12 protein-coding genes are annotated in these 14,805 nt (G+C 69.7%); 6 read left to right on the top strand and 6 right to left on the bottom strand.

What is annotated here, in order from left to right:
* Nucleotides 1–538: 538 nt before the first annotated feature.
* The gene (locus LXT21_RS21420) at nucleotides 539–2,338 is read right to left on the bottom strand and encodes a hypothetical protein (RefSeq protein WP_254040004.1); all 1,800 of its coding nucleotides are present in this window, start codon (nucleotides 2,336–2,338) and stop codon (nucleotides 539–541) included.
* Nucleotides 2,339–2,603: 265 nt separating this feature from the next.
* On the bottom strand, nucleotides 2,604–4,124 hold the full coding sequence (locus LXT21_RS21415) for a cytochrome-c peroxidase (RefSeq protein WP_254040003.1): 1,521 nt from the start codon (nucleotides 4,122–4,124) through the stop codon (nucleotides 2,604–2,606).
* A 739-nt stretch (nucleotides 4,125–4,863) separates the two neighbouring features.
* Here LXT21_RS21415 and LXT21_RS21410 point away from each other — a divergent pair.
* Together LXT21_RS21410 and LXT21_RS21405 are read left to right on the top strand one after the other, a co-directional pair.
* Nucleotides 4,864–5,685, top strand: coding sequence for a hypothetical protein (locus LXT21_RS21410; RefSeq protein ID WP_254040002.1), 822 nt, complete (start codon nucleotides 4,864–4,866; stop codon nucleotides 5,683–5,685).
* Nucleotides 5,686–5,786: 101 nt separating this feature from the next.
* Nucleotides 5,787–7,181, top strand: coding sequence for a di-heme oxidoreductase family protein (locus LXT21_RS21405; RefSeq protein ID WP_254040001.1), 1,395 nt, complete (start codon nucleotides 5,787–5,789; stop codon nucleotides 7,179–7,181).
* Here LXT21_RS21405 and LXT21_RS21400 read toward each other — a convergent pair.
* Together LXT21_RS21400 and LXT21_RS21395 are read right to left on the bottom strand one after the other, a co-directional pair.
* Nucleotides 7,121–7,678: a hypothetical protein gene (locus LXT21_RS21400; protein ID WP_254040000.1), complete on the bottom strand. Its 558-nt coding sequence runs from the start codon at nucleotides 7,676–7,678 to the stop codon at nucleotides 7,121–7,123. The two genes, LXT21_RS21405 and LXT21_RS21400, sit on opposite strands and share 61 nt — an antisense overlap.
* Nucleotides 7,679–7,681: 3 nt before the next feature.
* The gene (locus tag LXT21_RS21395) at nucleotides 7,682–8,287 is read right to left on the bottom strand and encodes a hypothetical protein (protein WP_254039999.1); all 606 of its coding nucleotides are present in this window, start codon (nucleotides 8,285–8,287) and stop codon (nucleotides 7,682–7,684) included.
* 202 nt (nucleotides 8,288–8,489) lie between these two features.
* Here LXT21_RS21395 and LXT21_RS21390 point away from each other — a divergent pair, with 202 nt between their 5' ends.
* The gene (locus LXT21_RS21390) at nucleotides 8,490–9,248 is read left to right on the top strand and encodes an RNase H family protein (RefSeq protein WP_254039998.1); all 759 of its coding nucleotides are present in this window, start codon (nucleotides 8,490–8,492) and stop codon (nucleotides 9,246–9,248) included.
* On the opposite strand, the gene LXT21_RS21385 is transcribed toward LXT21_RS21390, so the two are convergent.
* Nucleotides 9,233–10,210, bottom strand: a complete 978-nt coding sequence (locus tag LXT21_RS21385; protein WP_254039997.1) for a class I SAM-dependent methyltransferase — start codon at nucleotides 10,208–10,210, stop codon at nucleotides 9,233–9,235. The genes LXT21_RS21390 and LXT21_RS21385 overlap by 16 nt on opposite strands.
* A gap of 163 nt (nucleotides 10,211–10,373) precedes the next feature.
* On the opposite strand from LXT21_RS21385, the gene LXT21_RS21380 reads away from it, so the two are divergent.
* On the top strand, nucleotides 10,374–11,237 hold the full coding sequence (locus LXT21_RS21380) for a hypothetical protein (protein ID WP_254039996.1): 864 nt from the start codon (nucleotides 10,374–10,376) through the stop codon (nucleotides 11,235–11,237).
* A 26-nt stretch (nucleotides 11,238–11,263) separates the two neighbouring features.
* Here LXT21_RS21380 and LXT21_RS21375 read toward each other — a convergent pair whose 3' ends face one another.
* Nucleotides 11,264–12,160: a DMT family transporter gene (locus LXT21_RS21375; protein ID WP_254039995.1), complete on the bottom strand. Its 897-nt coding sequence runs from the start codon at nucleotides 12,158–12,160 to the stop codon at nucleotides 11,264–11,266.
* 123 nt (nucleotides 12,161–12,283) lie between these two features.
* Here LXT21_RS21375 and LXT21_RS21370 point away from each other — a divergent pair, with 123 nt between their 5' ends.
* Together LXT21_RS21370 and amaB are read left to right on the top strand one after the other, a co-directional pair.
* Nucleotides 12,284–13,207 carry a LysR substrate-binding domain-containing protein gene (locus LXT21_RS21370; protein WP_254039994.1) on the top strand — a complete coding sequence of 308 codons (924 nt, stop codon included), beginning with the start codon at nucleotides 12,284–12,286 and terminating at the stop codon, nucleotides 13,205–13,207.
* A gap of 13 nt (nucleotides 13,208–13,220) precedes the next feature.
* Nucleotides 13,221–14,753, top strand: coding sequence for an L-piperidine-6-carboxylate dehydrogenase (amaB, locus tag LXT21_RS21365; RefSeq protein ID WP_254039993.1), 1,533 nt, complete (start codon nucleotides 13,221–13,223; stop codon nucleotides 14,751–14,753).
* Nucleotides 14,754–14,805: the final 52 nt, after the last annotated feature.

Below are 14,805 nucleotides of genomic sequence, written 5' to 3'. Positions count from 1 at the left end.
GATCTTCATGGTGCTTGCTCCTGGTGTGTGATGCGTGAACGACGACTCCGAGCGACGACTACTCCAGCACTTCGTAGCTGATGCCACCGGGGCCACAGCCGCGAGGACCACCACGAACCTTGGTCTTGATCTTCATCGGATTTCTCCTGGTGAAAAGTGGGAACGGGGTTCAGCGGTTCAGCAACAACACAGCTCAGACAGCAATCACGCCGCCACAGCCACGGGGACCGCCACGGACCTTGGTCTTGATCTGCATGTGCTTGCTCCTGGTGAGAGGTTGCGGACCTCAACTACGGGACAGCTCAGACAGCCTTGACCACGACACCGCCGCCACAGCCGCGGGGACCGCCACGAACCTTGGTCTTGATCTGCATGTGCTTGCTCCAGGACTTCGAGGCATCAGCACCAATCGCGACAGTTCAGCTAACTGACGTTTTTGGCTTCTCCGATATAAGTCGGTGAAACATGTGAGTCAAGCTTCCCGGGCCTGAAACATTCCATCATGGCTCCAGGCCCGGGAGTGAAACACCGCGTCATCTCACGCGGCCACGGCGCGGGGGTTGCCGGGGGTGATGGTGACGGACGCGACGTCGTCCTGGATGACCAACCCGAGCTCCTCGCGGAACACCTCCATCAGGTAGGGCAGCACGCCGATGGTGGCGAACCGCAGCCGGTGGTGGATGGAGAGGTCCAGGTTGGTGAAGTGGCGCTGGGGGTGCTCGCGCTTGAGCAGCGTGTTGACCTCACGCTGCACGGTGTCCAGGGTGCCCACGGCGGAGCGCTCGATGGTGATGTAGTCGGCGAGCACGTCCGCCAGCCGGTCCGTCAGCTCGGGGTCGGCGCCCTCGGGCGCGGGGGCCCGCTCGCGGAACAGCGTGCGCAGCTGCTGGCGCGCCTGCTCGTGCACGGCGTCCTTGGCCGGCGCGAACACGTCCGAGATGTGCTGCAGCTTCTCCTCGGAGAAACCGCGCAGGCCGCGCTGGGCGCGGTCGAACATCTCCACGTAGCGCGCCTTGGCCCAGGCGCGCTGGACCTCGGTGTGCTGGCGCGTGGGCTGGATGGTCTTCCAGTCCTTCTCCAGCCGCTCGCGCAGCCGGCCCCAGCCGGTCGTCTTCGGGGCCTCGGCCTGGAGGATGATGTCGCGCAGCCGCTCGTAGGTGTGACACATGTGCGCCCAGAGCGTGAACTGGAGCGAGTACAGCTGCAGGCCGCGCAGGCCATAGTCGAACGCGGCGGGAATCTCCTCCAGCCACGTCGGTTGGGGCAGCGGCTCGCCCGCCATGGGCTTGCCGTCCAGCATGGTCGCGAAGAACTCCTCGACCATGTGCGGCGGGCCGGCGCACACGCCGCGCGTGGACAGGAAGTGGTTGTCGCGCTCCGTCAGGTGCAGCAGCGACGCCGGGTTGATGGGCGTCTCGTACGGCATGGGCTGCTCGGGCAGGAACATCAGGTAGATGCTCACCATGCGCACGCCGTCGGTGACGCGGAACACCGACGACAGCAGCGGGTCCAACGTCCCGTTGGGGACGGGGTCCTCCCCGCGCAGCAGCATCATCGACGGCAGCGCGAGCACCGCGCAGCTGAACGCGTGCAAGTCACCGATGCGCCACTGGCCGTCCGGCAGCAGTGGGTAGCGCTTGAGGAACTCGTCGCGCAGGATGAGCATCGCCTGCAGCGCGGGCTTCCAGACCTTGGTCATGGACTTGAGCGCCGTGACGTTCATCAGCGCGTCGTCGCGGAAGCGGCTGCCCGGGTACGGGCACATGCGCCACTCGGTCTCCATGCGCATGCGCATCGAGTCCGGGAAGACGTTGTTCTCACCGATGTGGCGGCCCTCGGCGTCCAGCGCCGCGTGCGCCGCGCGGTGCACCGGCAGCATCGCCTCCAGGAAGCCGAACTCCATGGGCCGGCCCACCAGCTGCTTGAGCACGCCCTCGGTGTCGGGGTTCCACCACATGGGGGAGTCGGGCGCGGGGCGCTTGGCCTCCGCCGCCATGATCATCTTGTGGTAGTCGGTGTCCGCGGCGAGCTTGGGCGCCTCGCGCGACAGGATGTTCTCCGAGAGCAGGTGCGCGAGCAGCCCCTGCACCCGCTCCCACGGCAGCGGCTCACCGGTGGACCAGCGCGTGGCCATGCCCGCCATGAAGCTGTCCTGCTTGAGCAGGTTCTCGCCGAAGGCGTACAGCTCGGGCTCCTCGATGCTGATCTCCTTGAGCCCGTAGTAGATGCGCAGCTCGTTCGTGCCCTCCTCCGTCTGCACGTACTCACTCATGAACCGGCGCCGCATGGGCAGATACAGCGTCTCATGCGGGTCGATGGGCACGGCTTCCTGACTCATGCGACTGCTCCTGGGGAGAAACCCGTTGTTCAGACCTGACGCAAAGGTCAGGAACTCTTCCACGAGGCCCCCGGAGCATCAAGCGAGCCCCGGGAGTCGAGACAGCGCCCATTTTGACATGAGCCCTGACATCCGCGCTCCAGCCGGGTAGCCAGGGCTTCCCGCGCAAACCTTGCGTCCGGGAGTGCCAGAAAGGGCGAGGCCACCCAGGGGACAGGAGTCTCCCGTGGGTGGCCTGGCGTGCTTGCGAGCGCGGCGACCTGCGTCAGTTGCAGGCGCCGATGCCGAAGCGGCCGGTGACGGGCAGCGTCTCGCGGTTGGGGAACGTCAGCTCCGGGTGGTCGAACGGCGCGCGGTAGGTCTTGACGCGGCAGTCCGTGAGGGCGTTGCGAAGGAAGTCCACCAGCGCGGAGCGCTCGCTCGCGGTGAAGACGCGCGGGACGATGTCCAGCGACTTCTCCGGGTTGGCGAAGTCACCGCCGCGCTCGTAGAAGTCCACCACGTCCTCGAGCGTGGGGTAGCCGCCGTTGTGGAAGTAAGGCGGGTTGAGGCCCACGTTGCGCAGGGTGGGCGTCTTGAACGCGCCCATGTCGAACGAGGAGAGGCTGATGGAGTTGGGCACGCCGCCGAAGACCCCCAGGTCACCGCGCGCCAGGTCGTCGTCGGTGGGACGCACGCCGATGTTGTGGAAGCCCGTGTCGCCGCCGTCGCGGTTGAGCGGGCCGGCGATCTCATACCAGGACACCGTGGCGTCGGTCAGCATGGCGCCGGTGTGGCAGTTGATGCACTCGCCCTTGCCCACGAACACGGACAGGCCCTTGAGCTGCTTGGGCGTGAGCGCCGCGAGGTTGCCACCCAGGAAGCGGTCGAACGGCGTCTGGTCCGGGATGAGCGAGGCCTGGTAGGCCTGGAGCGCCTCGCCCCAGAAGAGCGAGAAGGCGTTCTCGCCGATGTTCGCCAGCGCGTCGCCGAACGCGTCGCGAATCATCCGGTCGTACGTGCAGGGCGCGCCGTTGCAGAGCAGGCCCGGGCCGTCCGGGTTCGCCATGGCGCCCAGCACGCTGTCGTTGATGGACACGCGCTGGTGGCGCAGCGGCTGACGCGGGATGAGCTTGGTGCCCAGGCTGTCGGGGCCGAGGATCTGACGGCCCGAGCAGGTCTGCTCGCTGAAGTTCCCCACCGGGCCGGTGGCCTGCGACGCCAGCGAGGCGCCCTCGATGCGCACCAGGAAGCCCTGGCCGTTGTTGCCCGAGTCACCCCAGATGTTCACGCCGTTGAAGAGGACGTTCGCCTCGCCGCCCCAGAACTGGTTGCGGTAGAAGCCGGAGCCCACCACGGTCGGCGTGTGGCGCGGGCCCACCAACTGGAACTCGTTGAACGGCTCGGCCGGCACCACCACGCACTGGTCCGCCGGGTTGTCCAGGTTGGCCATGTCCAGGTCGAGGAACGCGGCGCGGAACGGGCCCATGGAGCCCACGCGGTCGTCGCTGGTGATCTTCGCCAGCGTGAAGTCCTGGCCGGGCCCCGAGATGCTGTCGAACGTGTTGTCGAAGCCCGGGTGGATGGTGTTGTTCTTGCGGTCGTCCGCGCCGGCGGCGAAGTGACAGCTCGCGCACGCCGTCACGCCGTCACCGCTCGACTGGATGTCCCAGAAGAAGGCCTTGCCCAGCCGGATGGCCGCGGCCTTGTTGATGATGCGGCTGCCCACGGGCTGCGGCACCGGCTCATGAGACAGCGGACGCAACGAGAACACGGCCATGCTGTCCAGCAGGGCCTTCGCATCCACCGCCACTTCCTCATTCTCGGCGGGGGAGGGCTTGGGAGGCTCGACCTGTCCAGCCGGCTCACACGCCGACAAGGAAACCGCCAGAGCAGACGAGAAAAGGCCGCGGTTCAACCAACCACTCACTCCGCGGGACCACGACGAACGAGCCATAGAGAATGCCCCCTTCTCAGAGCGTCAGGACTTGTATGAGGTTGGCGGAATCACCAGTGTCTCCAGTCTGACGGACAGTTTTATACCGGTTCCGCATTATTCCTGTCCAGGCGGCCCTGACCCAGGGTGCACTTCCAGTCTCAGCATAAAATCTGGGTAGTGAATGCTGGCGGATTGGAACGACCTCACTGGGTGGGCGCACTAAACCCGATGACGCGTCCTGTCCAGGGAACCCGGGCCCACGCCCCTGGCAGCCATTCTAGGAATGCGAGCCATTCGCATGACCAGACATGGAGCGAATGCGCATCACCCTGGGTGAATGCCTCCTCCGGTGAGAGTCGTGGGCGTGTAGCAAGGCGCGATACATGCCGCCGTTGCCTGTGACGGTGGGCGCTACAGACGGGGGGCCGCGAGCGGTGCAAAGGCTTGCTGATACAGAGGAGGTGATACACGCCCGAGGCCGTTGGCGTGCGGGGTGCAGTGGACTGGAGCGCCGCCGGATGGTGGGCATTCGGGCAGGGCCGGCACCGGATGCAGCAAGCCTCTGGCGGAGCAACGCCTTCCCCCTATTGAAGAGGTAGGTCATTCCATGCAGCTGAAGATGATGAGCCGTCTGATGGCGGCCGCGCTCCTGAGTGTTTTGTCGGGCTGCCAGGGCGAGGAGCCCACGTCCACCGAGGGTGATGTCGCCGCCCAGGAGGCCGGTGCGAAGACGCAGTGCGTGACGCGTTTCGACGGAATCACCAGCTGCGCGCTGGGCAATGCGCAGCTGTCCGCGACGGACAAGGGCCTGAACGTGACGGGCCTGCGCAGCGCGCGCACGGACGGCGTGTCGAGCACCTTCGGCCGCGCGGCCCGGTGGTCGCAGACGACGTCGGTGGCGCTGGGCTCCAGCGGCCAGCTGCAGCTCGAGGCGCGCTCGGGTGACCAGGTGGTCAGCACGCTGCGCGTGACGCCGGGCCGCGACGTGGACTCGGCCTTCGTGACGCCGACGTTCACCGGTTCGCCGGGCGGCTCGAACTTCCGCATGAACATCTACCGCGACGGTGTGCTGCAGGGCACGTCCACCCACACCCCGAACGCGATGATCGTCTTCACCAACTGGCGGGACTTCTTCCGCTGGCTGGTGGCGGTCGCCGACTTCTACGAGCTGGACATCATCTGGACCAAGACGGGCGAGGCCACGGCCGCGAGCAACGTCGGCGCCTGCGGCTGGCAGATGACCACGCCGGGCAACACGTTCTCCGTGACGCTGGCGGACGGCAAGGTGGTCACCGGTGACTCCTTCGAGTTCGTCGAGGAGATTGGCGACGGCCACTACCCGTACAACGGCTTCACGGGCATGGACGTGAAGGCGACGGGCAAGGGCCTCAGCATCCTGAGCGAGTCGTTCGTCCCGGCCGCGAAGTAGTCCCGAGTCCCATGCCGTGAAGGCATGGGTCTGGCGCCGGGCGGCGCGTGGCAGCACCTTCGCCGCCCGGCGTCTTCATCGATGGTCCTGGAGCGCGCGCGATGAGACGGCGGCTGTACCTTCTGGGCATCCCCCTTGGAGCGATGGTGCTCACGGCCGTGTGGGCCCGGGCTGGCCGGCCTCCACCGCCCCCTCCCCTCGTGCTCGGCGAGCTGCCGCTCCTGTCGGTGCCCGGCGAGGAGCTGTCCGGCGGTGACGCGACGGTGAAGGACACGGGGCGCAACGCCTTCGGTCGCTCGCCGCCGAACCTGGACCGCTCGCGCTGGCCGCAGTTCCACATCGGAAAGCGGGTGTTCGACCGCGACTGGAGCGACCCCGCGCACGGCCCCGGGCTGGGCCCGCTCTTCAGCGCCAACTCCTGCATGACGTGTCACGTGAAGGACGGGCGCGGACGTCCCCCCGAGTCCCCTTCCGAGCCCGTCGTCTCCATCGCGTTCCAGTTGGGCTCGCCCCATGGGCCGGGGCCACATCCCGTGTATGGGGAGCAGCTCGACCTGCACCGGCTCGGTGGGCTGCGGGGCGAGGGCACCGTGGTGGTGCGCCACGAGGAGCTCTCCGGCCGCTTCTCCTCCGGCGAGCCCTACGTGCTCGCGCGCCCCGTCTATCAGTTCGAGCACCTGGCCCACGGGCCGCTCGGCGAAGGCACGCCCTTCTCACCTCGCGTGGCGCCGGCGAACTTCGGACTGGGGCTCCTGGAGGCCATCCCCGAGGCGACGCTGTTGGCCCGGGAGGACGCCGAGGACCGCGACCAGGATGGCATCTCCGGACGCGCCAACCGGGTCGAGGATGTGAAGACGCGCGGCACGCGCCTGGGGCGGTTCGGGTGGAAGGCGAATCAGCCCACCCTGCTCCAGCAGGTGACACACGCGTTGGTGGCGGACATGGGGCTGACGAACGAGCTCTATCCGCGCGCGCAGGAGGCAGAGCCCGGGGCGGCGCCGGATGCCGTCGACGTGAAGGCCTATGACCTGGAGCAGTTGGTGTTCTACACGCGCCTGCTCGCGGTGCCGAAGCGCCGGGACTGGGATGCGCCCGCGGTGCTGCGCGGCAAGGCGGTGTTCCGCGCCATCGGGTGTGCCGCGTGTCATGTCGACACGGCGATGGAGACGGGGGACGTGCCGGGCTTCCCGGAGCTGTCGCGGCAGGTCATCTACCCGTACTCGGACCTGCTGCTGCACGACATGGGCGAGGCGCTGGCGGATGGACGGCCAGACGGCCTCGCCACCGGCCAGGAGTGGCGCACGCCGCCCCTGTGGGGCATCGGCCTGACGGCGACGGTGAACGGCCACACGCGCTTCCTGCATGACGGGCGTGCGCGGAACCTCGAGGAGGCCGTGCTGTGGCATGGCGGCGAGGCGGCCCCCGCGCAGACGCGCTACACGCGGCTGCCCCGTGAGGACCGTGAAGCGCTGCTCGCGTTCCTCGGCTCACTCTGAACGGGGTGACTCGCGCAGCGCTTGCGCCCCAGCCAGTACGAGACGCCCAGCGCCGGCAACGCGAGCAGGTCCGTCACGTCCATCGTGTGCGCAACTGGCGCGACAGACGGCACCGCGCGACTGGAGACCACGGCCCACGCCGCGCGCACGGGCCACTGCAGTCCCCCGAGCCCCCAGCGCCAGGCGTCGGCCGCGGGCTCCAGGACCTTGATGGCGGTGAACACCAGCCCCGTCAGCACCACGCACGTCGTCAGCACCGCGAGCGACGGCTGGAAGTCGTCCCGCGCGCTGCGTCCCCGCGCCTGCTCCCAGAGGCCCTGCAGGAGCAGCGGGAACATCGCGAGCCCCGCCACGTCCGACAGCTTGCCCGTCCACCAGGACGGCCAACGCACCTTGAACACATGGTCGTTCAGCACGAGCACCAACACCGCGCAGAACACCAGCGGATGCAGCAGCGTGTCACCCGGCACGCACGCGGTGGCACGCGAGGCCCTCACGCGTCAGCGGGTCCCCACGTTGAACTCGAGCCCCTGGGGCTCATCGTCCACCGTCTCATCGAAGCTCACCTCGCCCACCATCCGCCAATCCACCTCCACCACGCCGGGGACGGGCGAGCCCGCCGCGATGGCCACGTCGAGCGTCGCCTCCCACTCGCACGGCTTCTGGAGCCGGCAGACATCCCCATCCGAGTGTGCATCGAACGTCACCGCCGTCCCCTCCGACACCCCCAGCGCCTGCGTCACCGGCTTGAGCGCATGCGGCCCGAAGCGCAGCGTCGCGGTGATGCTCGGCTCCGCCCTCGAGCCCCCCTCGTCGTGCGTCCACCGGGCGGAGAGCGGCGCGCGCATCGTCACCCACACCGTCTGCGTGGAGCCGTTCGGAACCCCCAGCCGCACCGGCAACAGCACGCTGGCCGAGGGCGCGTCCGCCGACAGCCGCAGCACGCCCGGCGCCGACTCCTCGACGCGTGCGGCCGGCGCGCTGCGCGACGTGGCCACCGAGGCGGCCGCCGCCACCAGCAGCGCGAGCCTGGCGGCCCAGGTCCTGCCGCGCGAGGAGAGGGGCCTGGAGTCGCTCGGGGAGGACTTGAAGTGCTCGGTCGACATGGTGGTGTGGATGGCTTTCCCTCGGGTACCAGCGCTCCCGCCCGAGCCCTCGCGGCAGGAGCAAGCCACGTACCACGCTCACGCCTCCAAGTGAGGAAGACTCGGGCTCGTGGTGGAATCACGACTTTCATGTCAGCCCGAGGACGCCCCTGCCGCGAGTCATCCTGGCCGCCCCGCCCCGAGGCCGCCTAGGGTGCGCCGCATGAAGAGCCACGCCACGGTCGTCTTCGCCGACGGAGCCTGCTCCGGCAATCCGGGCCCCGGGGGCTGGGGCGTCATCATCGCCACGCCGGACGGACAGGTGACGGAGCTGGGTGGCCACGAGCGCGAGACGACCAACAACCGGATGGAGATGACCGCCGTGGGCATGGCGCTGCGCCACCTGGAGGCCACGCCCGGCCCGCTGCGCATCCACACCGACTCCACCTATGTGATTCAGGGCATCACCAAGTGGGCGTTCGGCTGGAGCAAGCGCGGCTGGAAGACGGCCGAGGGCAAGGAGGTCGCCAACACGCCCTATTGGAAGCGGCTGATGGCGCTGCTCGCCCAACGCAAGCAGACCCACTCCGGCGAGGCCGCCGCGGTCGAGTGGCACTACGTGCGCGGACACGTGGGGGTGCCCGGCAACGAGCGGGTGGATGAAATCGCCGTGGGCTATTCGCGCGGCAAGGGCGTGCGGCTCTACTCGGGCGCGCTGTCCACGTACGAGGTGGACGTCCACGACATCCCCGAGGACACCTCGCTCCCGGAGGAGAAGCCTCGTCAGCCCGCGGTCAAGGCGCACTCGTACCTGAGCCAGGTGGGCCGCAGCGTGAAGCGCCACGCCACGTGGGCCGCGTGCGAGCGCCGCGTCAAGGGCGTCTCCGACGCGCGCTTCAAGAAGACCAAGAGCCCCGAGGACGAGGCCCAGGTGCTCGCGGACTGGGGCGTCCAACCCGGCGACGTTCAGTCGGAGGACTGAGCCCCACCGCGCACCGCCGTGAGCAGCAGGTCGTACTTCCCACCGAGGAACGTGCGGAAGCCGTGCTGGTGCAGGTAGCGGCGGTAGAACGACAAGTCCTTCACGAGCAGCGACAGGTCCGACTCGCGCAGGTTGCGCACGCGGGCACCGTAGACGACCTCGCCGTCGCGGAAGCGCGAGTTGGGGAAGCCGAGCACGAGCGTCGATTCGGACTCCAGATGCTCCTGCACCAGCGTCCGCAACAACGCGTGGTCATCCACACCGGGGCTCTGCAACGTGCCCACCGACACCACCAGGTGGAAGCGCCCCAGCGCGGCGGGCAGCGCGTTGAGGTCCGCCACATGGAAGGCATGACGCGAGTCGGGGAAGCGGGCGCGCGCCTGGGCAATCGCGGTGGCGCTGTGGTCCACGCCCACGAAGGAGACGTCAGGCACCGTCTCCAACCAGGAGAACGCGTCCAGTTCGTCCCCACGGTTGACGCCCAGGTCCAGCACCCTCGCGACCGCGGGCAACCGCACGCGCCCCAGCGCCTCCAACCACGGCAACAGAAAGCCCGCGTCCTCCAGCTTGCGCACGCGCGCGAAGGCGGAGTCCGCCCCATACCGCTCCTCCGCGGGCACCTCCACCTCCGGCCTCGCGCTCCCCGCGTGCCAGGACGCCTCGGCCCCCAAGGCCTCGAAGGTCAGCGCCACATGCGTGGCCTCCACGACGCGCGGCGTGAGCAGCCGGCAGCCCAGCCCCTCCGCCAGGTCACACCAGTGGCGCAGGGGACGGTGCACCAGGCCCTCCTCCGGGCCCACCCGCTCGCCCGGATAACGCCCGGCGCCCAGGTCCGGGTCCGGCACCTCGATGCGCACCCGGCCCGCCTGCGCGAGCCCCGCCTTCAGGTGGCGGAGGATGAGGATGAGCGGCTCGTCGTGGAAGCGGCGCGGCGAGGGCAAGGCGTCGGGGAGGCGGGACATCGCGCCGGCAGCGTACCTCGACGCCGCGCCCCAGGACGCGGTGCGTTGGCGCGCTCGCGGCATGCGCCCCTTTGACCAGGGCTCAACATCCCCCGCTCGCCCACCGGCCGCTCGTCGACGCCCGCGTTGACGGCTCCGGGCTCAACGCTTTCTCATATTAATCATGAAAATCACGACCATCTCGATTGCGTCCCTGAGCCTGCTCGTCACCGCGTGCGGAGGGGGCCTCAAGCCCGACGACGGCGCGCTCCAGACGCGGGAGCAGGCGGCCTTCTCGGGCGTCAACGGCGAGTACTGCCTGGTGAGCGCGTACAACTGCAAGCTGCAGGTGAGCGGCGGCAACCGCGTCCCCACGAACGACCCGGCGGACGACAACTGGGGGCTGGTGACGGGCGTGTCCATCCGCGACGGCAACGGCACCGTGGTGGGCACCAACACACGCACGAGCGCCGCCTTCAACCATGGCCAGACGCGCACGTTCGCCGGGGAGCTGCACGCCTTCGCCGTCTCCACGTCCAACTCGAGCGCGGGGTGGCTGCCCATCTCCAGCATCCTGGGGCGCACGTCCTTCGAGCAGAAGGTGGGCCATGTCTCCGCCCTGGGCGCGGGGCTGGCGAAGCTGGGCTGCTACGCCGTGCGCAACTCGCATGACCCGGTGCTCGAGCTCAAGAAGGTCGTCTACGACAGCGACGCCACCCACGAGCGCGCCGGAGACTACCTGCCGCTGGTGCGCGCCAACGGCCAGCGCTCCGTCAACCTGGTCTTCAACGTGCCCGGCATGGCGCTGGGCGGCCCCGCGGTGGACCACTTCCCCGCGGGCACCAAGTTCCAGCGCCTGGACGTGCCCACCGAGCACGGCGTCCCCTCCATCGACATCCCCCTCTGGGTCCAGGACAGCGCGGGCCGCTACCGCCAGCAGTCGGGGGAGATGAAGTTCCTCTACGGCTACGTCATCGCGGCCACCGGCACCAAGCGCAACGGCTGGATGGCCTACGACGCGCTCCAGGTCAGCTCCGGCTGTCCATGAGCCTTCGCTCGGCGGTCCGCGCGCGCTCACGCGGACTGCCGCTGGCCCAAGGCGACGCTGCCCAGGATGAGCGAGCCGGCGACGGCCATGGACAGCGTCAGGGGCTCGCCGAGCAGCAGCCACGCCCAGGCCACGCCGAACAGGGGCACCAGGTACGTGACGGTGACGGCACGGGACGCGCCGACGCGCTGGATGAGCCGGTAGTACAGCGCGTAGCCCAGCCCGGTGCAGAGCATCCCGAGCGTCGCGGCCGAGAACCAGGACACGCTCCGGATGGGCTGCGCCGGCCAGCTCGCGATGGCGAAGGGCAGCGTCAGGAGCGCCGCGCACCCCAGCGTGGCCGCCGCGACGGCGCCCGCGGGCACCCCTTGCATGTGCCTGCGCACCAGGTTCGCGGAGATGCCGTAGAAGAACGCGGCCGTCACCGCGGCGGCCACGCCCAGGCCGGGGCTTGCGCCCTCGATCTTCCCGCTGGCGAGCACCACCACGCCCGCGAAGCCCACCACGAGCGCCACCCCACGGCGCGGGCCGATGCGCTCGCCGTAGAAGAGGAAGGCCACCAGCGCGGTGAAGAGCACCGTCATGCTGTTGCCGATGGCGCTGATGCCCGCGGGCACACGCTGCGCCGCCCAGGCGAAGAGCACGAAGGGCACCGCCGCGTTGAGCGTCCCCACCAGCGCCAGCTTGGGCCAGTGCGATGGGGTGATGGCCGCGCGGGCGCGCCACAACAAGGGCAGGAGCACCATCGCGCCCAGCACCAGTCGCACCGCGACGAGCGGCACGGGCCCGAAGTCCGGCGCCGCGATGCGCATGAACATGAAGGACGAGCCCCAGAGCGCCCCCAGGAAACCCATCTCCAGGAGGGTCAGCCAGGCACCGGACAGCGTCGGGACGACGGGACGAACAAGCGAAGGGGTGGTCATGGGCGGTTCACCAGGTGGACCAAGGCACGAATCTGACTCCGGTCTCTCCCCTTCTGCGCCCCGACCCGCGCTGAAGCAATCGCATGGTTTTGAGGTCAGCCACGCGTATGATTTGAGGCTCCCATGACGCTTCCCACGGCATGGCTGCCGGCCCTGGCGGCCTTCGAGGCGGCCGCGCGACACCAGAACTTCGCCCGCGCCGGCCAGGAGCTGCACCTGACGGCCAGCGCCGTCAGCCACCACGTGCGCAAGCTGGAGGGGATGCTCGGCGTCACCCTCTTCCAGCGCCATGCGCGCGGCGTGGAGCTCACCGTGGAGGGCCGCCAACTGGCCGACGCGGCCAGCGGCGCGCTGACGGACATCCATGACGTGGTGCGGGAGCTGTCGGATGCCCGCAGCGAGCGACACCTCGTCCGCGTCACCACGATGCACTCCCTGGCGCACACGTGGCTGGTGCCCCGGCTGGCGGAGTTCAACGCCCAGCACCCACGGCTGCGCGTGCGCGTCGACTCCGACATGACGCTGTCCCGTTTCGACGAGGGCGGCCCGGACCTGGGCATCCGCTATGGGATGGGCCACTGGCCCGGCATGACGACCCATGCGCTGATGCCAGACGCCATGTTCCCGGTGGCCTCCCCTCGCCTGCCCGGCGTCGAGCACATCCTCACCCCCGCGGACATCCCCCGGCTTCCGCTCATCGAGGACCTGGCGCGGCAGACGTGGCCGGACTGGCTGCGCGCCGCGGACGTCCACGGGGCCGCGCTGGACGTGCGCCACACCTTCAGCGACACGACCAACGCGATGCAGGCCGCCGTGTGGGGCCTGGGCGCGGCGCTCGCCCGGGAGCGCGTCTGCGAGACCTTCCTCGCCGACGGCAGCCTCCTGCGACTGCCCGGCCCCGCGCTGCCCACGCGCTACTCCTACTTCGTGGTGTACCCCTCCCACCGCCGACTGCGCACCGCGGCACGCGCCTTCACGGACTGGCTGCTGACCCAGCCTGAACGCCCCGCCCCGACGCGGGTCGCAACGAAGGCCCCGACGTTGTAAGCACCCCAACGCCATGCTCCATCCCATTCTCGACGCGCTCGGCCTCGGCGAGCACAACCCCGGCAGCTACCTCGGCAACGGCGAGTGGGCGGACTCCCGCTCCGAGCCCCTGCTGGAGGTCTTCAACCCCTCCAACGGAGCGAAGCTCGCCACCGTGTCGTCGGCGACGGCGGACGAGTACGAGCGGCTGATGCACGCGGCCGCCCAGGCCTTCGTCGCGTGGAGGGCGCTGCCCGCGCCGCGCCGGGGCGAGGCCATCCGCCTGTGCGGCGAGGCGCTGCGTCGCCACAAGGACGCGCTCGGCTCGCTCGTGTCGCTGGAGATGGGCAAGGTGAAGGCGGAGGGCGACGGCGAGGTGCAGGAGATGATCGACATCGCCGACTTCGCCGTCGGCCAGTCGCGCATGCTCTACGGCCTGACGATGCACTCCGAGCGCCCCGGCCACCGCATGTACGAGCAGTGGCACCCGCTGGGCCTCGTCGGCATCATCAGCGCGTTCAACTTCCCGGTGGCCGTCTGGTCCTGGAACGCGTTCATCGCCGCGGTGTGCGGCGACGTGTCCATCTGGAAGCCCTCGCCCAAGACGCCGCTGACGTCCATCGCCGCCACGCGCATCTGCAACGCGGCGCTGAAGGCCGGCGGCTTCCCGGAGGTGTTCTTCCTGCTCAACGCCGCGGGCACCGCGCGCGCCGAGCGGCTGGTGGACGACGCGCGCGTCGCGCTGGTGAGCTTCACCGGCTCGTCCGCCGTCGGCCGCCAGGTGGGCGTGCGCGTGGCGCAGCGGCTGGGCCGCAGCCTGCTGGAGCTCGGCGGCAACAACGCCATCATCGTGGACGCCACCGCGGACCTGAAGCTGGCCATCCCCGCCATCGTCTTCGGCGCGGTGGGCACCGCGGGCCAGCGCTGCACCACCACGCGCCGGCTCATCGTCCACGCGTCCATCCTCGACGACGTGCTGGGCAAGCTCGCCAGCGCCTACGCCCAGGTGGAGAAGCGCATCGGAGACCCGCTGGAGGCCGGCACGCTGATGGGCCCGCTCATCGACCGGGCCGCGGTGAAGCGCTTCGAGGCCACGCTCGACCAGGCGCGCGCCGCGGGGGCCCGCGTGGTGAGCGGCGGCAAGGCGCTGGAGCGCCCCGGCCACTACGTGCAGCCCACGCTCGTCACCGACGTGAAGCCCACCGACGCGTGGGTCCAGGAGGAGACCTTCGCGCCCATCCTCTACGTGCTGCCCTACCGCACGCTCGAGGAGGCCATCGTCATCCAGAACGGCGTGCCCCAGGGCTTGTCCTCGTCGGTGTTCACCAAGGACTTGCAGGTCGCCGAGCGCTTCCTGTCCGCCTCCGGCTCCGACTGCGGCATCGCCAACGTCAACATCGGCACGTCCGGCGCGGAGATTGGCGGCGCCTTCGGGGGTGAAAAGGACACCGGCGGCGGCCGCGAGTCCGGCTCCGACGCGTGGAAGGCGTATATGCGGCGGCAGACCAACACGCTGAACTACTCGGACGCGCTGCCCCTGGCGCAGGGGATTCGCTTCGACCTGTGAGGGGCTCTCCCCTATGCTCCCGCCGGGCCTTGGGGGCCCGGCGGTACACACA

Origin of the sequence: Myxococcus guangdongensis (assembly GCF_024198255.1) — a bacterium.
Lineage (GTDB): Bacteria > Myxococcota > Myxococcia > Myxococcales > Myxococcaceae > Myxococcus > Myxococcus guangdongensis.
The sequence above is the reverse complement of the archived record's forward strand: the minus strand, read 5'-3'. Positions and strand labels throughout refer to the sequence as shown.